This is a genomic window from Cognatiluteimonas profundi, assembly GCF_009792795.1.
GTDB classification, from domain to species: Bacteria; Pseudomonadota; Gammaproteobacteria; order Xanthomonadales; family Xanthomonadaceae; genus Cognatiluteimonas; species Cognatiluteimonas profundi.
This window is the reverse complement of record NZ_VKHQ01000003.1, coordinates 166132-191442: the sequence shown is the minus strand read 5'-3', so window position 1 is coordinate 191442 and position 25311 is coordinate 166132. Positions and strand designations below refer to the sequence as shown.

Sequence of the window (25311 nt, the reverse complement as noted above, 5' to 3'; positions counted from 1 at the left end):
GTCGCAGGCGAGTTCCTTAGCGGCGCGGACCTCCACGCGATAAGCTTGGCGGATGCGCTTCAAACACTGGATCGACGGCCACGCATGCGACCCGGCGAGCGATCGCTGGCTCGACGTATTCGATCCAGCGACCGCCCGCGCCGTGGCGCAGGTCGCCGCCGGCAATGCGGATGATGTCGACAAGGCCGTCGCCGCTGCCCGGCGGGCCTTTCCGCAATGGTCGTCCGCGGCCAGCATGGAACGCGCGCGCTGGCTCGAGCGTCTTGCCGACGCGCTGGAAGCGCGACTTGAGGATTTCGCGCAGGCCGAATCACGCGATGGCGGGAAACCCATCCGGCTGGCACGCGAGATCGAGATCCCGCGCGCCATCAGCAACCTGCGGTTCTTCGCGCATGCGGCGACCCAGTTCGCGAGCGAATCCCACCACGGGCAGGCCGGGCTGAACTACACCGTGCGCCAACCGCTTGGCGTGGTCGGCACCATCTCGCCGTGGAACCTGCCGCTCTACCTGCTGACCTGGAAGATCGCCCCCGCGCTGGCCGCCGGCAACACCGTCGTCGCGAAACCATCCGAAGTCACGCCGCGCACCGCGACCATGCTCGGCGAACTGGCTGCCGACATCGGACTGCCCGCGGGCGTGCTCAACATCGTCCATGGGCTCGGGCCTGAAGTCGGCGAAGCGCTCGTGACCCATCGCGACGTACGCGCGATCTCGTTCACCGGCAGCACCGTCGTCGGCAAGCGGATCGCCACCATGGCGGCGCCGCTGCTGAAGAAAGTGTCGCTGGAAATGGGCGGCAAGAATCCCACGCTGGTCTTCGCCGACAGCGACTGGCAGGCGCAGATCGCGACGATCGCGCGGTCCGCCTTCCAGAACTCCGGGCAGATCTGCCTGTGCGGCTCGCGCATCCTGGTCGAACGCAGCATCTATCCAGCATTCCGCGATGCGCTGGTTGCGCAGGCGACATCGCTGCGCGTTGGCGACCCTGACGACGAGAACACCGATCTAGGTCCGCTGGTCTCGCAGGCGCATTTCGACAAGGTGATGAAGGCCATCGCCCAGGCCCGCGAGGACGGCGGCAACGTGCTCTGCGGCGGACACGCACTCGAACGCCCGGGCTGGTTCGTCCCACCGACGATCATCGATGGCCTGGGGCAGGATTGCGCCGGCAATCGCGAGGAGATCTTCGGACCGGTCGCGACGCTGCAGGCATTCGACACCGACGCCGAGGCGCTGGCCATGGCCAACGCAAGCGACTATGGGCTCGCTGCGTCCATCTGGACGCGCGACCTCGTCCGCGCCCATCGCCTCGCCGCGGGCATCCATGCCGGTGTCGTATGGATCAATACGTGGATGATGCGCGACCTGCGCACGCCGTTCGGCGGCATGGGCCAATCCGGCCTGGGCAGCGAAGGCGGCTTCGAGGCCATGCGGTTTTTCACAGATACCAGGAACGTGGGGATATTCATCGGATGACCGAGCTGAGCGAACTGCTGCGCAACAACCGCGAATGGGCCGCGAGCGTCCATCGCGACGACCCCGGGTTCTTCGAGCGCCTGTCGATCCAACAGGCGCCAAAGTACCTGTGGATCGGCTGCTCGGACTCTCGCGTGCCGGCCAACCAGATCATGGGACTCGCACCGGGCGAGGTCTTCGTCCACCGCAACATCGCCAACGTGATGGTCCATACCGACCTCAACTGCATGTCGGTGATCCAGTTTGCCGTCGACGTGCTGCATGTCGAACACATCCTCGTCGTCGGCCACTACGGCTGCGGCGGTGTGCACGCGGCGCTGCACGGCACCCGCGTCGGCCTGGCCGACAACTGGATCCGGCACGTCGGCGACGTGGCGCAGAAGCATTCGGGACTGCTGGAACTGGTCGAGCCACCCCTCCGCAGCGACCGGCTTTGCGAACTCAACGCCATCGAGCAGGCCGAGAACGTCTGTCTCACCACCGTCGTCACCGATGCCTGGGCACGCGGACAGGCGCTGTCGGTGCACGGCTGGGTCTACAGCCTGCACGACGGGCGGGTTCGCGAGCTCGGCATGGACGTCGATTCTGCGGAAGCGCTGGAGCCCGCCTATGCCAATGCGCTGTCGCGGCTGCGCGACAGCCGGGGTGACGCGTGACCCAGGCAATCCAGGCATCATCGGCGCCACGGCCAGTGGGCAACTATCCGCATGCGCGGCGCGTGGGCAACCTGCTGTTCCTGTCCGGCATCGGCCCGCGTGATCCGACGACCAACGAGGTCCCCGGCAACGAGGTCTACGCCGATGGCCGTGTGCGCCGCTACGACATCGCCGCGCAGACGCACGCCGTCCTGGCCAACGTCCGCGCGGTGCTTCAGGCCAGCGGCGCGCAGTGGGATGACCTGGTCGACGTGACCGTCTACCTCACCGACATGCTCGCGGACTTCCGCATCTACAACGCCATCTGGGCCGAGTATTTCCCTGATGCGTCGACGGCGCCCTGCCGGACCACGGTGGGCATCACCGCACTGCCGACGGCCATTGCGATCGAGCTCAAGTGCACTGCCGTGCTCAAGGACTGACCCCATGCTGCCCTCCCCGCTCAACCTGCAGGCCTGGATCGACGAACACCGGCACCTGCTCAAGCCGCCGGTCGGCAACAAGTGCATCTACGACGGCGATTTCATCGTCATGGTGGTCGGCGGCCCGAATGCGCGCACCGACTACCACTGGGACGAAGGCCCGGAGTGGTTCTACCAGTTGGAAGGCGAGATGGTGCTTCGTATCCAAGAGGATGGAGCCGTCCGCGACATTCCCCTGCGCGCGGGGGAAATCTTCCTGCTGCCGCCGCGGACACCGCACTCGCCACAGCGCTTCGCCGACTCGATCGGCCTGGTGATCGAACGCAAGCGACTGCCGCATGAGGACGATGGCCTGATGTGGTTCTGCGAGCAGTGCAACCACAAGTTGTACGAGGAATATTTCCACCTGCATGACATCGAGACGGACTTCCCGCCGGTCTTCGATCGCTTCTATGCATCCATCGAGCGTCGCACCTGCGGGCAGTGCGGGCACGTCAACCCGGCGCCATCGAAGTACGTGATGCCGGACACCTGACCGGCACGCACGTGCTGGGGTCCCTGCTCGCACTCAAGCCCCGCGACGTTCCCGTGCGCGTCGCGCTGCGCAATGCGGTGGGAGTGGTCGCGCCGCTGGCGATCGGATACTGGAGCGGCCACGTCGACATCGGCCTGGCTGTCGCCACCGGCGCCTTGAACACGATGTTCACCGACCAGCCCGGGCCCTACCGGTTGCGGGCGCAATGGATGTTGATGGCGGCATTGTCGGCGGGCTTGTCCGCGTTGCTGGGCATCCTCGTCGGAGAGCACTCGCTGGTATTCGTCGTTGCCGTCCTGATCTTTGCGTTCGTCGGCGGCATGATGGTCGCGCTGGGGCCGATGGCGGCGCGGGTCGGGCTCACGAGCATGATCGTGATGATGGTGACGGCCGACATGCGGCTGGCACCCGCGAATGCGCCAGGCGTCGCCGCGCTGATTTCCGCTGGCGGCCTGCTGCAGATGTTGCTGGCGGTGGCGGCATGGCCGTTGCATCGGTATCGACCCGAGCGATTCGCGCTGGCTGACCTGTTGCAACAGTTGGCGGACACCGCCCGCTCGCGACCCGATGCCGCGCTCAGGCCGCCAGTCTCCCAGGCGGCCCTGGAGGCGCTGGTCATGCTGCACGGCGAACACCGCGCACGCGGAGCGGCGATGCAATCGTTCCGCGTCGTGGCGGAAATCTGCGAACGCGTGCGGATGGACCTGCTTGCGCTGAGCGACCTGCACGCCCGGCTGGAAGACGCAGCCGCGAGGCGATGCATCGAAGCCGTACTGGACGATGCAGGCAGGAGCCTCGATGTGCTGTCCGAATCCGTGCGTAGTGGCCAACTGGAATCGCCGCAAGCGTCCGTCGAAGCGATCGAGGCTGACGTGCGGTCGCTGGGCGCCGCCATCGCGGCCACCAGCCGTCGATCCGATGCACGCCTGCTGCGGATCGCACGGACCCGGGCCGACAGCCTGACGGGCCAGCTGCGTGCCTTGCTGCGCAACGCGCGCCTTGCCAGCAGCCGCGGCGAGATCCAGGCGCAGTTGTCGGAGGTCCGCCTACCCCGCGCGCTGAGATCCGACGCCCCGCTTGCGACGTTGCGGGCCAACCTCGATGGCACATCGGTCGCGTTTCGCCATGCGGTCCGTTGCGCGCTGTGCGTGGGGTTCGCCGCAGCGTGCGAACGCGCCCTCACGATCCCCCACGGCATCTGGATCCCGATGACGGCTGCGATCGTCCTCAAGCCCGACTTCGGCGGCACCTTGCGCTTCGGCGTGCTGCGCACCGCCGGCACCTTTGCCGGCCTGTTGCTCACCACCGTCATCGCCCACTACGCCATGCAGGGTGCGGCATTGCGACTGCTCCTGATGGGCGTGCTGTGCATGGCGTTCCGACTGCTGGCGACAGTCAACTACGCCGTCGGCGTGGCCATGCTGACCGGCATGCTGGTCCTGCTGCTGTCGTTTACCGGCATCGCGCCAGCCGATGCGGTGCATGCGCGACTGGTGGCCACGCTGCTGGGCAGCGCGCTGGCACTGGCCGCCTACGCGCTGTGGCCCACGTGGGAAGGACGCCGGGTCGGCGCCAACCTGGGGCGCCTCATCGATGCCTATCGCAACCACCTGGCGGCGGTCTGCAGCGGATCCATCGCACCTCTCGTGGACAGCCGCGCCACGGCGCGCCGTGCCCGCACCAACGCCCAGGCCTCGCTGGAACGCCTGCGCGCCGAGCCCATGCGCCGGGCGTCGACGAGCGAGTTGAAGAAGGCCGAATCCATCCTGGCCAATGCCAGCCGCCTCATCCGCGCAACGGTCATGCTCGAAGCGCTGGCGCGTGATGGGGCGCAATTGCCGGGAGGCGAACAGATGGCGGCGTTCGCACGGCAGGCCGACGCGATCCTCGGTGGGATCGCCGAGGCCTTGGCCGGGGATCGAGCCGCCGAGCTCCCCTTGTTGCGGCCGACCGAACGTCGCCTCCATGCGGTGCTGCTCCCGCTCGTCGATCGGGAGGATCCCATCGCGACGGCGATGGACGATGCCTGCGACCGCATCGCCGACAGCGTCGATACCCTCGCGTATCTCCTGCGCCCCGCCGACCGCGATGCGCCGGCGACGGCAGCGGCCGCCGTCGCTGGTTAAACTGGCGCCATGCTCAAGATCGACATCCACGCCCATTACCTGCCCCGCGACTGGCCGGACCTTGCCGCCAAGTACGGCGATGCGCGCTTTCCCGTCATCCACCATGGCGACGACGGGCACCACCGCATCTACAAGGACGGGAAGTTCTTCCGCGAGATCTGGCCCAAGACCTGGGATCCGCAGGAGCGCATCAACGACTACGCGCGGTTCGACGTGCAGGTACAGGTGATCAGCACCGTGCCGGTGATGTTCAGTTACTGGGCCAAGCCGCACCATGCGCTTGAATTGCACCAGTCGCTCAACGACCACATGGCGCTGACCTGCCGCAACTACCCGCGTCATTACGCCGGCATCGGCACGGTGCCGTTGCAGTCGCCGCGACTGGCGATCCAGGAACTGGAACGCTGCATGGACCAGCTCGGGCTGCAGGGCGTGCAGATCGGATCGCATGTCGGCGACTGGAACCTCGACGCGCCGGAGCTGTTTGATTTCTTCGAAGCCGCCAGTGACCTTGGTGCTGCGATCCTCGTGCATCCCTGGGACATGATGGGCGCCGAATCGATGCCGAAGTACTGGCTGCCATGGCTCGTCGGCATGCCAGCCGAGCAGTCGCGCGCCGCGTGTTGCCTGGTCTTCGGTGGCGTGCTCGAGCGCCTGCCGAAGCTCAAGGTATGCCTGGCCCACGGTGGCGGGAGTTTCCCCTACACGATCGGCCGCATCGAGCACGGCTTCAACATGCGCCCGGACCTGGTCGCGACCGACAATTTCCGCAATCCACGCGATTACCTGTCGCGCCTGTATTTCGATTCGTGGGTTGCCGACGATCGCGCGCTGCGCTACCTGCTGGATACCTGCGGCGTGTCGCGCGTCATGCTGGGCACCGACTATCCCTTCCCGCTGGGCGAACAGGCGCCGGGTGCCGGTATCGCCGCACTCGACCTGGACCCGTCCGAACAGGCGCGGCTCTATCACGGCACCGCGCTGGAATGGCTCGGGCTGACCGCGGCACGGTTCAAGTAAGGCGTCGCGACACACATGACCGATCTCCATAGCGACGACACCGCAATCGCCCTCGATGCCGCTGATCCGCTGCGTCGATCGCGTGACAACTTCCACATCCCGCTGCATGGCGGCATCGAGCAGGCCTATTTCTGCGGGAATTCGCTAGGGCTGCAGCCTCGCGGCGCGCGTCCGATGGTGGAGGAAGTCCTCGATAAATGGGCATTGGAGGGCGTCGAAGGCCACTTCCGCGACCCGGCCCCATGGATGCCTTACCACGAGATGGTGCGGTCCGGCCTGGCCGACGTGGTCGGTGCGCAGCCGGGCGAAGTGGTCGCGATGAACTCGCTCACCACCAACCTGCACCTGATGATGGTCAGCTTCTACCGGCCAACGGCGGAACGACCGGCAATCCTGATCGAGGCCGGCGCGTTCCCGTCGGATCGCCATGCGGTCGAGTCGCAACTGCGATTCCACGGCTTCGATCCGACGACCGACCTTGTCGAGCTGCAACCTGATGGAGTGGATGGAAGTTTCAGCATGGCCGCGATCGAGCGTGCCATCGCACAGCACGGCCCGCGCCTGGCGCTGGTCCTCTGGCCTGGCGTGCAGTATCGGACCGGCCAGGCCTTCGACCTGCGCGAAATCGCGCGACTCGGCCATGCCGCCGGCGCGATCGTCGGCTTCGACCTCGCGCATGCCGTGGGCAACCTGCCGCTGCAGTTGCACGACAGCGATGCCGACTTCGCCGTCTGGTGCCATTACAAGTACATGAACGCCGGTCCGGGCGCGGTCGGTGGTTGCTTCGTGCATGAGCGGCACGCACACAGCGATCGGCCGCGGTTCGCTGGCTGGTGGGGACACGAGCAGGCAACGCGATTCCGGATGGGGCCGACATTCGCGCCGACCCCGGGCGCCGACGGCTGGCAGTTGAGCAATCCGCCGGTACTGGCGCTCGCACCGCTGCGTGCATCGCTGGATCTTTTTTCGCGCACCGGCATGACCGCGTTGCGCGAAAAATCGCTGCGACTGACCGGTTACCTGGAGGCACTGATCCACGAGCGACTGGAAGCGACGTTGCAGATCCTCACGCCACGCGATCCCGCCCAGCGCGGCGCGCAGTTGTCCCTGCGCGTGACCGGAGGCCGGGAACAGGGCCTCCACCTGTTCGAATTCCTCGCCAATGCCGGCGTGGTGGGCGACTGGCGCGAGCCCGATGTCATCCGCATTTCGCCGGCTCCGCTGTACAACAGCCACGTCGATATCCTGCGGTTCGTGCGGGCCGTGGAATCCTGGCGCGAGGCTGCGCGATGACGTCCCCACGGCAGCTGACCATCGTCGGCGCCGGCCTTGCCGGTGCGTTGCTGGCGACATTGCTGGCGCGGCGTGGGTGGGAGGTCGACGTCTACGAGCGACGCGGCGATCCGCGCGTCGCCGGTTACGCCGGCGGCCGCTCGATCAACCTGGCGCTGGCCGAACGCGGCCTGCATGCCCTGCGCAGTGCCGACGCGGCCGACGCCGTCATGGACAAGGCCGTGATGATGCGCGGCCGCATGGTGCATTTCGCCGACGGCAGCCAGCAGCTGCAGCGCTATGGCCGTGACGATTCCGAAGTGATCTGGTCGGTGAGCCGGGGCGACCTCAATCTCACGCTCATCGATGCCGCGGAAACAGCCGGCGCCCGCCTGCATTTCGACCGCCGCCTGGACAGCGTCGATTTCAGCACGCGCACGGCGACCTTCCTCGGTGACGGCCCACACACGCACGTATTCAATGCGCTGGTTGGCGCCGACGGTGCCGGTTCGATCGTGCGCCAGCAGATCGACCGCGTCGCGCCGCTGGGCGAACGCCTGGAATGGCTGGACCATGGCTACAAGGAGCTGGAGATCCCGCCGCGCGTGGACGGTGGATTCAGCATCGAACCACACGCGCTGCACATCTGGCCGCGTGGACGTTACATGTGCATTGCCTTGCCCAACGACGAACGCACCTTCACGGTGACGCTGTTCCTGCCCAACAAGGGCGACCCGAGCTTCGAGACCGTCGTGTCGGGCGAAGACGCGCGCGGGCTGTTCCAGCGCGACTTCGCCGACGCGCTGCCGCTGATGCCGGACCTCGAGAAGGATTTCGAATCCCACCCCACCGGCACGCTGGCCACGTTGTACCTGGATCGCTGGACGCTCGACGGCCGCGCCGTGCTGGTGGGCGACGCAGCGCACGCCATGGTGCCGTTCCATGGCCAGGGCATGAACTGCGCATTCGAGGACTGCGTGTCGCTCGCCGATCAACTGGATTCCGACCCGGACCTGGCGACGGCTTTCGCGGCCTTCGAATCCGTGCGCAGGCCGAACGCCCTGGCGATCCAGCAGATGGCGCTGGAAAACTACCTGGAGATGCGCGAGCGCGTCGACGACGCCGATTTCCTGCTGCAGCGTGCGCTGGAGCGCAGCCTGGCCGAGCGCCATCCGGACCGTTTCGTCCCCCGCTACGCCATGGTGACCTTCCGCCGGATTCCGTACGCCACCGCGCTCGAACGTGGCCGCATCCAGCGCGAACTGCTGGTGGAGGCGACCCGCGGGCGCACGTCGCTGGACGGCATCGACTGGCCGTGGCTCGACGCGGAAGTCGAACGCCAGCTGTCGCCACTGACGGTTTCGGCCTGAATCGCCGGTCTCACGGGACGATACGGGGCCCGGGCATGCTGACGTCGCCACACCCGCCACCCAGACCATGACCGCCAGCTTCCTGTTCTACGACCTCGAAACCTTCGGCGCCGATCCGCGCACGACGCGCATCGCGCAGTTCGCCGCCATCCGCACCGACACCGACCTGGGCGAGGTCGACGAACCGATCAGCTTCTTCGTCAAGCCGGCGGACGACCTGCTGCCCTCCCCCGTGGCGACGCTGATCACCGGAATCACGCCGCAGCAGGCGTTGCGCGATGGCGTCAACGAGGCCGAGGCGTTCGCGCGCATCGTCGAGGAGATGGCCCGGCCGGAAACCTGCACGCTGGGCTACAACTCGCTGCGCTTCGACGACGAGTTCATCCGTCATGGCCTGTTCCGCAACTTCCACGATGCCTACGAACGCGAATGGCGCGGCGGCAACTGTCGATGGGACCTGCTGGACGTCCTGCGGCTGGCGCATGCGCTGCGCCCGGACGGCCTGGTGTGGCCGCAACGCGAGGATGGCGCGACCTCGTTCCGGCTGGAGCATCTCGCCGTGGCCAACGACGTGCGCACGGGCGATGCGCACGAAGCCCTGTCCGACGTGCGCGCCCTGATCGGCCTTGCGCGCAAGCTGCGCAGCGCGCAACCAAAACTGTGGGATTACGCCCTGCAGTTGCGCAACAAGCGCCGCGCCGCGCAGTTGCTGGACACCGTCGGCATGTCGCCGGTGCTGCACGTCTCCCAGCGCTACCCGGCGTCGCGGATGTGCGCGGCCGCCGTGCTGCCATTGGCGCGGCATCCGCACATCGACAACCGGGTGATCGTGTTCGACCTGGATGGCGATCCCGAAGCGCTGCTCGCACTGGACGCGGATGACATCGCCGATCGCCTGTACACGCCCGCCGCCGACCTGCCGCCGGGCGAAGTGCGCATCGGCCTGAAGGAAGTGCACCTGAACCGCTGTCCATCGCTGGTGGCCTGGGGACACCTGCAGGCGCGGGACTTCGAGCGGCTTGGCATCGAGCCCGCGATCATCGAAGCCAAGGCTGCGCGCCTGCGCGAAGTCGGCCCGGAGCTGGCGGAAAAGGTCCGTCGCGTGTATGCCGCCGGACGGACGCGCGAACCCGGCGACGTCGATGCCAGCCTCTACGAGGGTTTCGTCGGCGATGGCGACAAGCGACGACTGGCCGAGGTGCGCGCGACGCCGCCGGAAGCGCTGGCCGCACGCATGTTCACCTTCTCCGACCAGCGCCTGGTCGAGTTGCTGTTCCGCTATCGCGCGCGCAACTGGCCCGGGACCTTGACCGATGGCGAACGCCAGCGATGGGATGATTACCGGCGCCAGCGCATCGTGGCCGAGTCCGGACTGTCCGAGTTGAGCCTGGAAGGCTTCCGGATGGAGTTGGCGCGCCTGCGTGGCGTGCACGCCGACGAAGGGCCGCGAATGGCGCTGCTGGACCAACTGGACGACTGGGGCCTCTCACTCGAACGCTCGCTGGCATGACCACGTATTTCAACGACAGGACATTCAAGTTCCTGCGCGGCATCGCGCGCAACAACGACCGCACCTGGTTCCATGCGCACAAGGATGCCTACGAGGCGAACGTCCGCGGACCGTTCCTGCAACTGTTGCTCGACCTGCAACCGGGCCTGGCCGAGGTCAGCACCCATTACCGCGTCGATCCAAGGCCGGTGGGTGGCTCGCTGTTCCGCCTGCACCGCGACACGCGATTCGCCAATGACAAGTCGCCATACAAACGCTGGCAGGGCGCGCGCCTGTTCCATGCACGTGCGCGCGAGGTCGATGCACCATCGTTCTACCTGCACCTGGAACCTGGCGCATGCTTCGTCGGCGCGGGGCTGTGGCATCCACAGCCGGACACGCAGCGCCGCCTGCGCCAGTTCATCTTCGACAATCCGGGCAGCTGGGAAGTGGCCGCCCATGCGCCGGGGTTCCGCAAGCGTTTCGAGCTGGAATCCGGCGAATCGCTGGTGCGGCCACCGCGCGGATTTCCCGCCGACTTCCGGTTCATCGACGACCTGAAGCGACGCAACTTCGTCGCCGTGCGCGCATTGCCGGATGCGACGGTGCTGGGGCCACGACTACGCCAGGTGCTTGAAAAGGATTTGCAGGCGCTGGCGCCTTTCGTCGACTATCTGTGCGCGGGGCTGGACCTGGAATTCTGATCGCTGCAATCGCCTGCCGGTCGCAAAGGCCGTGACCCCGCTGGAGCAATGATCGCAATGAAACGATGGCTGGCCCTGATCCTCGTCGGCGCACTGGCGCTCACCGCATACGTTGGCAGCGGCCCGTACCGCACCATGCGTGCGATCCGTGTCGCGGTCCAGGCGCAGGACGCCGCCGCGTTGTCGAAACAGGTCGATTTCCCTTCCGTGCGCGCCAGCCTCAAGGCACAGCTGTCCGATCGACTGGTGCGCAAGGCGGGCCCAGGCCTGCAGTCGAGTGTGTTCGCCGCGCTCGGCCTGCGTCTGGCGGACAGCCTGATCGGTCCCGCGGTCGACACGATGGTCACGCCACTGGGCCTTGGCGCAATCATGGAAGGTCGCAAGGAATGGGCGCACGCCAGTTCCGGATTCGCGCCGCCCGATCCATCCGCGCGGCCGGCTGATCCATTACACGGTGTCGTTTACCGCTACGAATCGACCTCGCGATTCACGGCAACGATCAACGACGAGCAAGGCATCCCTACCGTCTTCGTGGTGACGCGCTCCGGACTGGACTGGCGCCTTTCCGATATCCGCCTTCCGCCCGTGGCGTCGGACTCACAATCATGAATTCACGGGTGCTCGCGACACGCCGTTAATGGAGTGCTGTCTAGGCTGACGGGCGTCGCTACCACCGCGCCCGCCATGAGAATCGCCCAGATCGCGCCCCTGTACGAAGCGGTCCCGCCCAGGCTGTATGGCGGAACGGAACGGATCGTGGCGCACCTCACCGACGCGCTGGTCGACCTCGGCCACGACGTCACGCTGTTCGCATCGGGCGATTCCAGGACGCGCGCGACACTGGTCCCGATGCGCGAACAGGCGATCCGGCTGGACCCCGATGACCTGCGCTCGGACATGGCCAGCCACCTGTCGATGCTGCATGAGGTGCGCAGCCGCAGCGACGAATTCGACATCCTGCATTTCCATGTCGATCTCCTCCACTTTCCGCTGTTCGCCGACATCGCGTCACGGACGTTGACCACGCTGCACGGACGACTGGACCTCAAGGACCTGTCTGCGGCCTACCGTCGCTGGCCGCGATTCCCGATGGTGTCCATTTCGGACCACCAGCGTCGGCCGTTGCGATTCGCGAACTGGGCGGGCACCGTGCAGCACGGCATGCCTCCGGCGCTGTACCGGTTTTCGGCTCGGCCGCAAGGCGGCTACCTCGCGTTCCTGGGACGCATCTCCCCGGAGAAACGCCCGGATCGCGCGATCGCGATCGCAAAAGCCGCGGGATTGCCGCTGCGGATCGCGGCCAAGGTCGACGCCGCCGATCGCGCCTACTTCGCCGAGATCTCGCCCTTGCTCGATGATCCATCCATCGAATTCATCGGCGAGATCGACGACGAGCAGAAGTCGGATTTCCTGGGGAATGCTGTTGCGCTGCTGTTCCCGATCGACTGGCCCGAACCGTTCGGCCTGGTGATGATCGAGGCCATGGCCTGCGGCACGCCGGTGATCGCATGGCCATGCGGCTCGGTGCCGGAGATCATCGACGATGGCATCACCGGTCGCGTCGTCAGCTCGCAGGCCGAGGCCGTCGCTGCGGTCGCCGAAGTCGCGGCATACGATCGCACGCGCATCCGCGAGACCTTCGAGCGGCGTTTCTCGGCGCAGGCCATGGCGCGCAATTACCTCGCGCTCTACGAACGCCTGCTCCCGCAGCGCCACACCAAAACCCGCCTGCTGGCGTGACCGACCGTGGTTGACCTGCAACCGGCAGCGACCGCCGCCTCCTTCACCACCCATGTGCTCAAGGATGGCGACAGTTTCGTGGTCGCCAACGCATACGGTGATATCGAAGGCGGAAGCGACGGGCTGTTCCATGACGACACCCGCCTGCTGTCCACCTACAGCCTGCGCATTGCCGGATTGCAGCCAGAGGCGTTGAGCGCCGCGGTGAGCCGCGACAACGTGTTCTTCGTCGCCCACCTCACCAACCGCCCGCTGCCGGTGCTGGGCGCACCGGATGCCGTGTCGGGACTGGTGCATATCGTGCGGACGCGCTTCCTCTGCGAGGACCGCCTCTACGAGAGGATCTGCTGCCACAACTACGGCAACCACGGCGTGGTGGCGCCATTGCGCCTGCGCCTTGGCGCCGACTTCCGCGACATGTTCGAGGTTCGCGGCAGCGTGCGCGCGGCACGGGGCACCCTGTTGCCGGTCGAAACCAGGGACCACGCGATCGTCTTTGGCTACGAAGGGCTCGATGGACGCCATCGCAGTTCGGCGGTGGTGTTTTCGCGCGAGCCGTCGGTGCGAACGGCCAACTCGGTGGAATTCATCCTGGACCTTCCGCCCAACACCAGCGACGAGATCTTCGTGGAAGTCGGGCTCAGCGTGCAGGATGTGCCGTCGCGGTCGCGATACCGCAGCGCGGCGGCACGCGCGCGGATGACGATGCGCGCCCGCCAGCGTCGCGGCGCCAGCGTGCGCAGCGTCGGGCCCTTGTTCACGTCGTGGATGGAACGCTCGCGCGCCGACCTCGCATTGCTGACGAGCGAACTGCCGACCGGACCCTACCCCTACGCGGGCATTCCTTGGTTTTCCACGCCATTCGGTCGCGATGCGGTGGTCACGTCGCTGCAGACGCTCTGGTTGAATCCGGGCATGGCGCGTGGCGTGTTGTCGTTCCTTGCGGCCCACCAGGCCAACGACAAATCCGCATTCCTGGATTCAGCGCCCGGCAAGATCATGCACGAGACCCGCAAGGGCGAAATGGCGGCGATGCGTGAGCTGCCCTTCGGCCTGTATTACGGCGGCGTCGACACGACGCCATTGTTCGTGATGCTGGCTGGCGCCTATGCGCGGCGCACCGGGGACCTGCACCTCATCGCGACGCTGTGGCCGGCACTGCTGGCGGCGACTGCGTGGATCGAACGGGTCTGCGATGCGAACGTGGACGGCTTCCTGGATTACGAGCGCGGCGAGACCAGTGGCCTCGCCAACCAGGGATGGAAGGACAGCGAGGACTCGGTCTTCCATGCGGACGGACGCATTCCCGCTGGGCCGATCGCGCTGGTCGAGGTCCAGGGCTATGTATTCGCCGCCCTGCGCGCCATGGCCGACCTGGCCCGGCGTCGCGGCGAATCCGAAGCGGCGCACCATTGGCAGGATCGCTCCGATCGCCTGCGCGAGCGGGTGGAGCAGCGATTCTGGATGCCCGAGCGCAATTTCTACGGAATCGCCATCGACGGCGACGGTGCGTTGTGCCGCGTGCGTGCCAGCAATCCCGGACACCTGCTGTTCGTCGGGCTACCCGGCCCCGAACGCGCCGCATTGACGGCAGCGCAGTTGCTCGGCCCCGCGTTTTCAACCGGCTGGGGCGTGCGCACACTGGCCGAAGGCGAAGCGCGCTACAACCCGATGTCCTATCACAACGGCTCCGTGTGGCCGCACGACACCGCGCTGTGCGCCGCCGGCATCGCACGGACCGGCGACCGCCATGGCGCCGTGCGCCTGCTGCGGGCCGTGTTCGAAACGGCGGCGCACTTCGACATGCGCCTGCCGGAACTGTTCTGCGGATTTTCGCGCGCACAAGGCAATACGCCGGTGTCCTATCCGGTCGCCTGCCTGCCACAGGCATGGGCCGCCGGATCGGGCTTCATGCTGCTGAAGTCCTGCCTGGGTGTCAGTATCGATGGCTGGCGCAACGAGATACACGTGTCGCACCCGCATCTCCCGCCCGGAATCGAGCAGGTCGCCCTGCGTGGCCTGGGCATCGGGCCATGCTGCGTCGACCTGGTCTTCCAGCGGCTGGATGGGCGCGTGATCGTCTTCGTCGAGGGACCCGAAGCCGACCGTGTTCCCCTGCGCATTCGCGGCCTGTAGCGGTCAGCCCTGGTTGGCGACGCCATGCGGAACGTGTCCGGCCGCGACGTGGTCGCGCGCGGACGCGATGTTGTGTTCCGAATCGTCGAAGAAGATGTCGGCGCCGAACGCATCCAGGAACGGTCCCTTGGCCCGGCCGCCCAGGAACAGCGCCTCGTCGAGCCGCACGCCCCATTCGCGCAATGTCAGGATGACCCGCTTGTGCGCCGGTGCCGATCGCGCGGTGACCAGGGCGGTGCGGATCGGCGACTCGGTGCCTGCGGGGAATGCCTTCTGCAATCGATGCAAGGCATCCAGGAAGCCGCGGAAGGGCCCGCCCGACAAGGGCTCGCCGGCGTGGACGCGCTCGTTCTCGGCGAACGCCTCCAGCCCGCCCTGGCGCGACACGCGCTCGGACTCGTCGCCGAAGATCACGGCATCACCGTCGAACGCGATCCGCAACTGGTCGTCGCGATGCATTGGACTGGCCTTGTGCGCCGCCGGCAGGATGGTTGCGGCAGCCACGCCGGCGGCCAGCGCGCTGCGCACGTCATCGCCGTGCGTGGACAGGAACAGGTCCGCGCCAAACGGCCGGATATAAGGGTACGGTGGCGCGCCATTGCTGAAGGCGGCACGGTGGATCGCCAGGCCGTGGTGTTCGATCGAGTTGAAGATGCGCAAGCCGGTGTCCGAGGAATTGCGCGAGATCAGGATGACTTCCACCCGTGGCGCCTGCGGCGCAGTGCCATCGTTGAGCGCGAGCAGCTTGCGCACCAGCGGAAACGCAATCCCCGGCGCGAGCAACTCATCCTCGTGCGCGCGCTGGAATGCCGCGTAGGCATCGAGCCCCTCGCGCTCGAACAGGCCATGACTGTCCTCCAGGTCGAACAGCGCACGTGACGAAATGGCAACGATCAACGGGTCGGAACCGGTGGTATCCATGGAGACACTATCCTCCATGCCGGTATCGCCGGTTGAGACTGGAAACGGGCCTGGTCGCCGGCAAGCTGCGGATGCCCGTCGCCATTCAGACCACGAACTGCTCGCTGAGGATGCGTTCTTCCAGGTTGTGCTCCGGATCGAACAGCAGCGTCACCGTCAGGTGCTCCGACTCTCGGATCGTTACCTCGACGACGTCGCGCACCTCGTGCGAGTCCGCGGTTGCGCTGACCGGCCGCTTGTAGGGATCCAGCACGCGGAATCGCACCTGTGTCGCCGATTTCAGCAACGCACCGCGCCAGCGCCGCGGCCGGAACGCCGCGATTGGCGTCAAGGCGATGATGCTGGAGCCCAGCGGCAGGATCGGCCCCTGCGCGGAGAAGTTGTACGCGGTGCTGCCGGCTGGCGTGGCGACCATCACGCCGTCGCAGATCAGCTCGTCCAGCCGTGGCTTGCCGTTGAGGTCGATCGCAATGTGCGCCGCCTGGCGCGTCTGCCGCAACAGCGACACCTCGTTGTAGGCGAGCGAGCCGACCGTCGCCCCGGACTCGGTCATTGCCTGCATTTCCAGCGGCCGAAGGACCGCCGGTTCGGCGGCGGCGATGCGCTCGACCAGGCGATCGCCATGGTAGTGATTCATGAGGAAACCGACGCTGCCCAGCTTCATCCCGTAGACGGGCTTGCCGGCAGTGGCATGGCGATGGAGCGTCTGCAGCATGAAGCCGTCACCGCCCAGCGCGACCACGACATCGGCATCCTCCGGCGCGTGCCGGCCATGTCGTGCAGCCAGCAGCGACAGTGCCGCCTGCGCTTCCTCGGTCGGACTGGCCAGCAATGCGATACGCGGCTCGCTCATCGGTCACTCCCTGGCTGATTCCGCGAGGATAACGCCATGCTCCGCATCGGCGAAACCGGCCCGCCCCCGATGCGGGGAGCGGGCAGCAATTGCCTGCTTGTCACATGCCCGGCCTGCCGGCCTGATGTGATGCAGCCGTTCCTCAGCCGCGCGATGCCAGTTGCGACAGCCGCTGCACGGCCACCGATGCGGTCGGATAGTCGAGCGTCTTCTGCGCGGCCAGCTCGGCCAGCATGGCAAGGGTGAATCGCAACGATGCGTCGTCGCGATCCAGCCAATGCCGCACCTGCGCATCCGAGGAATCGCCGGGCATCGCCAGTACCTGCTGCACCAGCGCACGCTGCTGCGTGGCGAGTTCGTCACGCAACACGCCACGCGCGACCGCATGCCAGCGCCCGTCAACCGGCAAGGCATCGATCTGTGCCTGCAGCCAGGGCAGGTTCAGGGCATCGCCGAGCCTGAAATGGACCTTGGCAACGGCAATCGGTGACATCGCGCTGTCGCGTGCCAGCTCGATGATGTCGCAGCACGGCTCCAGGTACGGAAGTGCCGCGAGTTGCGCGCCCAGGTCTTCCGGCACGCCGCGCGCCTTCCAGTCGCGCAGGCTGGCGTCATAGGCGGGACGTTGCGACGGCGGCAGGATGTTCTCGCCCGCGCGGATCTCGCGGAACCCATCGTGATAGCGGTCGACGGCAGTGGCGATGTCCGGGATCGCGCCCGGACGCGACAGCAACCAGCGCGTGAACGAGCGCTGCAGCGACCAGATGACCTGCAAGGCGTCGATCTGGACCGGCTCGGCGACCTTGCCGTCGAGCGCATCGATCTGTGCCCATAGCACGCGCGCATCGAGCGTTTCGCGCGTGATCGTGAATGCCTTCGCGACTTCACCCGGCGTGCGCCCGGTGTCTTCCTGCATGCGCAACAGGAACGTCGCGCCCATGCGGTTGATGGTCGAGTTGGTGACGGCGGTGGCGATGATCTCGCGCTTCAGCCGATGCTGCTCCATCGCCGCGACGTACTGGCGCTGCAGGGGCTCCGGGAAATACCGGCTCAGTTCCTTGGACAGATACGGATCCTCGGGGACGTCCGATGCCAGCAGTTGCTGGTAGGCCACGAGTTTGGAGTAGGACAACAGCACCGCCAGCTCCGGCCGCGACAGGCCAACGCCGCGCGCCTTGCGCTCGGCGATCTCCGCATCCGATGGCAGGAACTCGATCTGGCGATCCAGCAGCCCCTGCGATTCCAGCGTACGGATGAAGTGCTGCTTGGACCCAAGCCGCGTGACGCTCATCCGCTCCATCAGGCTGATGGCCTGGTTCTGGCGATAGTTGTCGGTGAGCACGAGCCCGGCGACTTCATCGGTCATCGACGCCAACAGCGTATTGCGCGCATCGAAGGTCAGCGCGTTCCTGCGGACTTCCCCGTTGAGCAGGATCTTGATGTTGACCTCGTGGTCGGACGTGTCCACGCCCGCCGAGTTGTCGATGAAGTCGGTGTTGAGCAGGACGCCGTGCTGCGCCGCCTCGATGCGACCGAGCTGCGTGAAGCCGAGGTTTCCGCCCTCGCCCACGACCTTGCAACGCAACTCGCGTCCATCGACCCGCAGCGAATTGTTGGCGCGATCGCCGACGTCCAGGTGCGACTCGGCGGTCGACTTCACGTAAGTGCCGATACCGCCATTCCAGAACAGGTCGACCGGCGCCTTGAGGATGGCGCTCATCAGTTCCGCGGGACTCATCGCGGCCACGTCCGGATCGATCCCCAGGGCCTGCTTGACCTCGGGCGTCAGTGCGATCGACTTGGCGCTGCGCGGATGGACTCCGCCACCGCGACTGATCAACGCGGGGTTGTAGTCCTCCCACGACGAACGCGGCAACTGGAACAGGCGGCTGCGCTCGGCGAAGGATGTTGCGATCTCCGGCGCCGGGTCCAGGAAAATGTGTCGATGGTCGAATGCCGCCAGCAGCTTGATGCGTGGCGACAACAGCATGCCGTTGCCGAACACGTCACCGGACATGTCGCCGATGCCGACGACGGAGAAATCCTGCGCCTGGCAATCGCGGCCCATCGCGCGGAAGTGGCGCATGACCGATTCCCACGCGCCCTTTGCGGTGATGCCCATCGCCTTGTGGTCGTAACCGACCGATCCGCCCGAGGCGAAGGCATCATCGAGCCAGTAGCCGTGCGCACGCGAAATGGCGTTGGCGATGTCCGAAAACGTAGCCGTGCCCTTGTCGGCCGCGACGACCAGGTAGGGATCATCGCCGTCATGCCGCACCACGTGTGCCGGATGCACCACCTTGCCATCGACGAGGTTGTCGGTGATGTCGAGCAGCGCGTTGATGAAGCGCTTGTAGCAGGCCACGCCCTCGGCGAACCATGCGTCGCGGTCGACGGCCGGATTGGGCAACTGCTTGCAGAAGAATCCACCCTTCGAACCCACGGGCACGATGACCGTGTTCTTGACCATCTGCGCCTTTGCCAGGCCCAGCACTTCCGTGCGGAAGTCCTCGCGTCGGTCCGACCATCTCAGTCCGCCGCGCGCGACAGGTCCGAAGCGCAGGTGCACGCCTTCCACCCGGGCGCCATAGACGAAGATCTCGCGGTACGGGCGCGGCTTGGGCAGGTCTGGAACCAGCGCGGAATCGAGTTTGTAGCTGACGTAATCCCTCGCCTCCCCGTCCGCGCGGGGCAGGCCGATGACGTTGAGGTAATAACTGGTGCGCAGCGTGGCATCGATGACGCCAATGAAACTGCGGATGATGCGGTCCTCGTCCAGGCTGGACACGCGGTCGAGCAAGGTCAGCAATGCCGCCCTGGTGGCCTCGACCTGGCGCTCGCGCGAGCCGGACCGGGCCTCGATCACCGGCTTCAACGCAGCGGTCGCCGCCGCGTCGGCAGCGGCAAGCGAGGCAAATTGCGCCTGCAGGCGCTGCATGCCTTCAGCCACTTCGGACGCTGGTTCCGATCCGGTTGCCGGATCGAAGCGCGCTTCGAACATCTCGACCAGCAACCTGGCCAGCAATGGATAGCGGGAGAACGTCTGCTCGACGTAGACCTGCGAAAACGGAACGCCCAGCTGCTGCAGGTACTTGCTGTAGGCGCGCAGCATCGCCACCTGCCGCCACGACAGTCCGGCCGCGAGGATCAGGTGGTTGAATCCGTCGTTCTCGGCCTGGCCGCGCCAGAGCTGTGAGAACGCCTCCTCGAAATTCTCGCCCAGGCGCTCGACATCGAGCTGTGCAGCCGCTTCGACCTCGAAATCCTGGATGTAGGCGACATCGTTTCCGAGCGCGATGCGATAGGGGTGCTCGGAGATCACCCGAAGTCCCATGTTCTCCATCATCGGCAGGACATCGGACAGCGGGATGTCGTCCTTCCAGTGGTAGAACTTCAGGCGCAGGCACCCATCGGCGCGCCGGTACAGGCTGATCCGCAGGTCATCCTGGGCGGACAACTGCGCAAGGCACTGGACATCGTCCGCCGCAACCTGCGGCGTGACGCCTTCCATGTAACCGGTCGGCAACGCCCGGCCGTAGCGATTGGCGAGCATCAATCCCTGCTCTTCGCCATTCCGCGCCAGCAACTCGTCGCGAAGATCGTCATGCCGGTTGCGCACGATCTCGGCCAGCTCGGCCTGCAGTGCGGACGTGTCGACCTCGCCCACTTCCCTGCCTTCGGGCCGCACGATCATGTGCAACTGCGCAAGCGGCGATTCGCCGACCTGGACCGTGGTGTCCACGCTCGCACCATGCAGCGCGCGCTTGAGCATCGATTCGATGCGGTCACGGATCTCGGTGTTGAACCGGTCGCGGGGGATGTACACCAGCGCTGAAAAGAACCGCCCGTAGCGGTCGCGTCGCAGGAACAACTTGCTGCGCAGGCGCTCCTGCAGGCCAAGGATTCCCAGGCTGGTCCGCAGCAACTCGTCTTCGCTGGCCTGGAACAATTCGTCGCGCGGCAGCGTCTCGAGGATGTGGCGCAGGGCCTTGCCACTGTGGCCGTCCGGCGCCAGTCCGGACTGCTGCATGACGTAGTCGTGGCGCTCGCGGATCAGCGGGATCTCCCACGGCCGGCGGTTGTAGGCACTGGACGTGTACAGGCCAAGGAAGCGCTGTTCGGCGACTGGTTTGCCGCTGTCGTCGAACTGCAGCACGCCGATGTAATCCATGTACCCCGGGCGATGCACCGTCGCGCGCGCATTGGTCTTGGTCAGGATCAACGCATCGACCGATCCGGACTGCGGCATGTAGTGCGCGGCGAGGGACGCCAGCGGCCGCGGCCGGCTGATGTCCTGTCCACGCAGCAGGCCGAGCCCCGACGTCTCCACCGGGCACAGCAGCGCCTGGCCGTCCTCGTCGGTGACCTGGTACTCACGATAGCCCAGGTAGGTGAAATGGTTTTCGGCCGCCCAGCGCAGGAATGCCTGCGCCTCCGAGCGCCCCGCCGGCGACACCGGCATGGTCCGCGTCGGCAGCTCGTCCGCGATCTGCAGCATCTTCGCCCGCATCGCATCCCAGTCCACGACGATCGCGCGGACGTTCGCAAGCACTTTCCGGATCGCCTGTTCGATCTGAGGCATGGCCTCGGCAGGCTGGCGATCGATCTCCAGATGGATGAGCGATTCCGCCTGGCCTTCGCCGACCGCATCCAGCTTGCCGGCCTCGTCGCGGTGGAAGCGCACCACCGGGTGGCCGAGGACGTGCACGCCGATGCCCAGCTCCGCCAGCGCCATCGTCACCGAATCGACAAGGAACGGCATGTCGTCGTTGACGACCTGCAACATCGTGTGCGGCGACTCGAGGCCATGCTGCTTCAGGTTGGCGTTGAACACCCGCACCTGCGCCTCGCCCGGCTTGCGGGTGCGCGCCAGGTCGAGGAAGTCGGCAGCCAGCACGGCCCATGCGTCGGGGCTGTGCAATGCGAACTCCTCGGCCGTCATGCGCCGGTAGAAGGCCTTGGTGAACAGTTCGGCCTGCACCTGCTGGTCCTTGGGCACGTGCTTGCGCAGCGCCTCGAAGACCAGCTCGAAGGGAACCGAAACAGGCGTTGCTGGCTCGCTGCCAGCGGCGAGGGAAGACGAATGCGTATTTGCGCTCATTGGGGTCGGTCGATTGCGGATGTGGGAGCCGCGCACGGCGCGGCCGTCGGGGTCAGCGCAGCCCGGTTTCCTGGCGGGCGATCACCAGTCGCTGGATCTCACTGGTGCCCTCGTAGATTTCGGTGATCTTCGCATCGCGGAAGTAACGCTCCAGCGGCATCTCCTTCGAGTAGCCCATGCCGCCATGGATCTGCACGGCCTGGTGCGCGATCCACATGGCCGCTTCCGAGGCAGTCAACTTGGCGACCGCGGCTTCCGTGGTGAAGCGACGCCCCTGCCCCTTCAGCCATGCGGCACGCAGGGTCAGCAGGAGCGAGGCATCGAGCTTGCACTTCATGTCGGCGATCTTGGCCTGCGTCATCTGGAAGGAACCGATCGGCTGGCCGAATGCCTTGCGCTCGCGCACGTATTCCAGCGTTGCCTCATAGGCGGCGCGTCCGATGCCGATGGCCTGCGACGCGATGCCGATGCGTCCGGCGTCGAGCACGCTCATGGCGATCTTGAAACCGTGGCCTTCCTCGCCCAGGACGTCCTCGGCACGGGCGACATACCCGCTGAATTCGATCTCGCAGGTGGCTGACGCACGGATCCCGAGCTTGGGCTCGGTCTTGCCGCGATGGAAGCCTTCGCGCTGCGCATCGATCATGAACGCCGTGATGCCGCGGGCTCCCTTCTCCGGCTCGGTCATCGCGAACAGGACGAGATAGCGGGCGACGGGCCCCGAGGTGATCCAGCTTTTCTTGCCATTGATGACGAAGCTGCCGTCGGCCTGCCTGACGGCCCGGCAGCGCATCGCGGTGGCGTCGGAACCCGACTGCGGCTCGGTAAGGGCAAAGGCGCCGATCTCCGTGCCTTCGGCGATCTCGCGCACGTAACGCTGCTTCTGTTCTTCGGTGCCGTGGGTCAGGATGCCGTTGCAGAACAGGGAGTTGTTGACCGACATGATCGTCGAGTGCGCCGCATCGGCGGCAGCGATCTCGATCATCGCCAGCACGTAGGCGATCGAGTCCATCCCGGCGCCGCCGTATTCGGCGGGGACTTCGATGCCCATGAGCCCGTTCTCGCCGAGCAGGCGGATGTTGTCCAGCGGAAACTCGCCGGTCCTGTCGAAATGCTCGGCGCTGGGCGCGATTTTTTCCTGCGCGATCCGGCGCGCGACGTCCTGGAGCATCAACTGCTCATCGGTGAAACTGAAATCCACGCAATCACCTCGGGCTGTCCAGGCAGGACGGCAATTGTAACGGGCCGCGCTGCGACTCCACGCACTGATCCTCGAACTCCGCCGCGTGACCACGCTCCGCAGGACTCGTCTTGCAGGCTTTTCCCCGGCTGCCGCATGTCGCGAAAGGCCCCACCAGCGGCTGTATCCAGACCGTCGCTTGACCCGATCGGCCATGCGTCCGACACTTATCGCTGAATCGCGATGGAAAGATATTCATGGATCTCGAAGGCTGGTCCAATCGCCTCAGGGTCTTTGCCGACGCAACCCGCGTCCGCCTCCTGAGCCTGCTGGAAGGCGAGGAACTGACCGTCGCCGAACTGTCGGCGATCACGCAGCTGGCGCAGCCGCGCGTGTCGACGCACCTGGCCAAGCTCAAGGACGCAGGCCTCGTGCGCGACCGCCGCGCCGGCGTGTCGGCCTACTACCGGTTCGACGATGCCACGCTCGACCCGACGCAGCGCGCGCTATGGATGTCGATCAGCAATGGCAGCGACGACCCGCTGCTGCGCCAGGATGCCGAACGCGTGCCGGCAGTGCTGGCCATGCGGGCCGCCGACCAGAACTGGGCCGATTCCGTCGCCGGCGACATGGAGCGGCATTACTCGCCCGGCCGTACCTGGGAAGCGCTGGCGCGCACCGCGCTGCCCTTGCTGGAACCCGGCGACGTGCTGGATATCGCCTCCGGGGATGGCGTCCTGGCCGAATTGCTCGCACCGCATTCCAAGCGCTACGTCTGTATCGACACCAGCGCACGCGTCGTCGCTGCCGCCTCCGAACGCCTGAGCCGATACAGGAACGTGCAGGTGCGCGAGGGCGACATGCACAGCCTGCCGTTCGCGGACGACAGTTTCGACCTGGTCGTGCTGATGCATGCGCTGACCTATGCCGCCAAGCCGGCGGTGGCCGTGGCCGAGGCCGCGCGCGTGTTGCGGCGCGGGGGACGCCTGCTGCTGAGCAGCCTGGCGAAACACGAACATCGAGCGGCGGTCGAGGCCTACGGGCACGTCAACCTGGGATTCAGCGAAAAGGACCTGCGCCGCTTCGTCGAAAAGGCCGGCCTGAAGATCGGACGCTGCGAGCCGGTGACCCGCGAGCGCCGGCCGCCGCACTTCGAGGTGATCTCCCTGATCGGACTCAAGCCATGACGGCGCTCCCGTGGCTGCACCCTGCCCGCGTTGACGCCCTGCATCGCGCACTGGACCAACGCATCCTGGTGATCGACGGCGCCATGGGCACCATGATCCAGCGTCACGAGTTGCAGGAAGCCGACTATCGCGGCGAGCGCTTCGCACAGGGCTTCGACGCGCTGTTCGCACCCGAGGGACACGTGCACGGCCCAGGTTGCGGTTGCGCCGGCCACGACCAGCGCGGAAACAACGACCTGCTGACGCTCAGCCGCCCACAACTCATCCAGGACATCCACGCCGCCTACCTGGCGGCAGGCGCCGACCTGGTCGAGACCAACACCTTCAATTCGACATCGATCTCATTGGCCGACTACCACCTGCAACACCTGGTGTACGAATTGAACATGAAGGGCGCCGCACTCGCCCGCGCGGCCTGCGATGCCGCCGAAGCGCAGGATCCCGAACGACCGCGCTTCGTCATCGGTGTCCTTGGGCCGACCAGCCGCACGGCGTCGCTCAGCCCCGACGTCAACCGCCCGGGCTTCCGCGCGACCAGTTTCGATGCGCTGGCGGAGACGTATCGCGACGCCGTGTCCGGGCTCATCGACGGCGGCAGCGACGTGCTGATGGTCGAGACGATCTTCGACACGCTCAACGCCAAGGCCGCGCTGTTCGCCATCGACGACGCGTTCGAGGCCCGCGGCGGCCGCCTGCCGGTGATGATTTCCGGCACGATCACCGACGCCTCCGGCCGCACGCTGTCGGGACAGACCGCCGAGGCCTTCTGGTATTCGCTGCGACACACGCAGCCCCTGTCGATCGGGCTGAACTGCGCACTGGGTGCCAAGGACCTGCGACCGCATATCGACATCCTCGCGCAGGTCGCCGACGTGCATGTCAGCACCCACCCCAATGCCGGGCTGCCCAATGCATTCGGCGACTACGACGAGTCGCCCGAGGACATGGCCATGGTGTTGCGCGACTTCGCGCAGGCAGGCCTGCTGAACCTGGTTGGCGGCTGTTGTGGCACCACGCCAGAGCACATTGCCGCGATCGCGCAGGCGGTGCACGGCCTCCCTCCCCGGCAGCTGCCGCGGCTGGAATCAGTCGCATGACCGCCGCGCCGCGCCACCCCCGTGT

Annotated in this window: 19 protein-coding genes; 15 read left to right on the top strand and 4 right to left on the bottom strand. The window is 66.7% G+C overall.

Annotation, left to right across the window (positions count from 1 at the left end; all coding sequences use genetic code 11):
• Positions 1–52 precede the first annotated feature (52 nt).
• The 13 genes from GST15_RS02895 (at position 53) to GST15_RS02835 (ending at position 14947) form a co-directional block, all read left to right on the top strand.
• Entirely contained in the window at positions 53–1477 is a 1425-nt protein-coding gene (locus GST15_RS02895; protein ID WP_159015760.1) for an aldehyde dehydrogenase, read from the top strand.
• Positions 1474–2133 (top strand): carbonate dehydratase, encoded by a 660-nt coding sequence (gene can / locus GST15_RS02890; protein ID WP_159015759.1) that lies wholly within the window; start codon positions 1474–1476, stop codon positions 2131–2133. The genes GST15_RS02895 and can overlap by 4 nt, the downstream gene beginning before the upstream one ends.
• Positions 2130–2555, top strand: coding sequence for a RidA family protein (locus GST15_RS02885; RefSeq protein ID WP_159015758.1), 426 nt, complete (start codon positions 2130–2132; stop codon positions 2553–2555). Before can ends, GST15_RS02885 begins: the two co-directional genes overlap by 4 nt.
• 4 nt (positions 2556–2559) lie before the next feature.
• Positions 2560–3090 (top strand): 3-hydroxyanthranilate 3,4-dioxygenase, encoded by a 531-nt coding sequence (locus GST15_RS02880; protein WP_159015757.1) that lies wholly within the window; start codon positions 2560–2562, stop codon positions 3088–3090.
• Positions 3091–3101: 11 nt separating this feature from the next.
• The gene (locus GST15_RS02875) at positions 3102–5216 is read left to right on the top strand and encodes an FUSC family protein (RefSeq protein ID WP_159016420.1); all 2115 of its coding nucleotides are present in this window, start codon (positions 3102–3104) and stop codon (positions 5214–5216) included.
• A 9-nt stretch (positions 5217–5225) separates the two neighbouring features.
• Positions 5226–6236 carry an amidohydrolase family protein gene (locus GST15_RS02870; RefSeq protein ID WP_159015756.1) on the top strand — a complete coding sequence of 337 codons (1011 nt, stop codon included), beginning with the start codon at positions 5226–5228 and terminating at the stop codon, positions 6234–6236.
• A 15-nt stretch (positions 6237–6251) separates the two neighbouring features.
• Positions 6252–7529, top strand: coding sequence for a kynureninase (kynU, locus tag GST15_RS02865; protein ID WP_159015755.1), 1278 nt, complete (start codon positions 6252–6254; stop codon positions 7527–7529).
• A complete protein-coding gene (locus GST15_RS02860) occupies positions 7526–8878 on the top strand; it encodes an FAD-dependent oxidoreductase (protein WP_159015754.1) in 1353 nt (450 codons plus the stop codon). Before kynU ends, GST15_RS02860 begins: the two co-directional genes overlap by 4 nt.
• 67 nt (positions 8879–8945) lie before the next feature.
• Positions 8946–10388 (top strand): exodeoxyribonuclease I, encoded by a 1443-nt coding sequence (sbcB, locus tag GST15_RS02855; RefSeq protein WP_159015753.1) that lies wholly within the window; start codon positions 8946–8948, stop codon positions 10386–10388.
• The gene (locus GST15_RS02850) at positions 10385–11071 is read left to right on the top strand and encodes a DUF2461 domain-containing protein (protein ID WP_159015752.1); all 687 of its coding nucleotides are present in this window, start codon (positions 10385–10387) and stop codon (positions 11069–11071) included. The genes sbcB and GST15_RS02850 overlap by 4 nt, the downstream gene beginning before the upstream one ends.
• Positions 11072–11128: 57 nt before the next feature.
• Positions 11129–11680 (top strand): DUF2939 domain-containing protein, encoded by a 552-nt coding sequence (locus GST15_RS02845; protein ID WP_159015751.1) that lies wholly within the window; start codon positions 11129–11131, stop codon positions 11678–11680.
• Positions 11681–11755: 75 nt separating this feature from the next.
• Positions 11756–12811 carry a glycosyltransferase family 4 protein gene (locus GST15_RS02840; RefSeq protein ID WP_159015750.1) on the top strand — a complete coding sequence of 352 codons (1056 nt, stop codon included), beginning with the start codon at positions 11756–11758 and terminating at the stop codon, positions 12809–12811.
• A gap of 6 nt (positions 12812–12817) precedes the next feature.
• Positions 12818–14947: an amylo-alpha-1,6-glucosidase gene (locus GST15_RS02835; protein WP_159015749.1), complete on the top strand. Its 2130-nt coding sequence runs from the start codon at positions 12818–12820 to the stop codon at positions 14945–14947.
• Positions 14948–14950: 3 nt separating this feature from the next.
• Here GST15_RS02835 and GST15_RS02830 read toward each other — a convergent pair whose 3' ends face one another.
• From GST15_RS02830 to GST15_RS02815, 4 genes are all read right to left on the bottom strand, one after another.
• Positions 14951–15868: a 5'-nucleotidase gene (locus tag GST15_RS02830; protein ID WP_159015748.1), complete on the bottom strand. Its 918-nt coding sequence runs from the start codon at positions 15866–15868 to the stop codon at positions 14951–14953.
• Between the two features lie 85 nt (positions 15869–15953).
• Positions 15954–16721, bottom strand: a complete 768-nt coding sequence (locus tag GST15_RS02825; RefSeq protein ID WP_159015747.1) for an NAD kinase — start codon at positions 16719–16721, stop codon at positions 15954–15956.
• Positions 16722–16863: 142 nt separating this feature from the next.
• Positions 16864–21822, bottom strand: a complete 4959-nt coding sequence (locus tag GST15_RS02820; protein ID WP_159015746.1) for an NAD-glutamate dehydrogenase — start codon at positions 21820–21822, stop codon at positions 16864–16866.
• A 52-nt stretch (positions 21823–21874) separates the two neighbouring features.
• Positions 21875–23023: an acyl-CoA dehydrogenase family protein gene (locus GST15_RS02815; RefSeq protein WP_159015745.1), complete on the bottom strand. Its 1149-nt coding sequence runs from the start codon at positions 23021–23023 to the stop codon at positions 21875–21877.
• Positions 23024–23259: 236 nt separating this feature from the next.
• Here GST15_RS02815 and GST15_RS02810 point away from each other — a divergent pair, with 236 nt between their 5' ends.
• Positions 23260–24189 carry an ArsR/SmtB family transcription factor gene (locus GST15_RS02810; protein ID WP_159015744.1) on the top strand — a complete coding sequence of 310 codons (930 nt, stop codon included), beginning with the start codon at positions 23260–23262 and terminating at the stop codon, positions 24187–24189.
• The gene (locus tag GST15_RS02805; RefSeq protein ID WP_159015743.1) at positions 24186–25286 is read left to right on the top strand and encodes a homocysteine S-methyltransferase family protein; all 1101 of its coding nucleotides are present in this window, start codon (positions 24186–24188) and stop codon (positions 25284–25286) included. Before GST15_RS02810 ends, GST15_RS02805 begins: the two co-directional genes overlap by 4 nt.
• Positions 25287–25311: the final 25 nt, after the last annotated feature.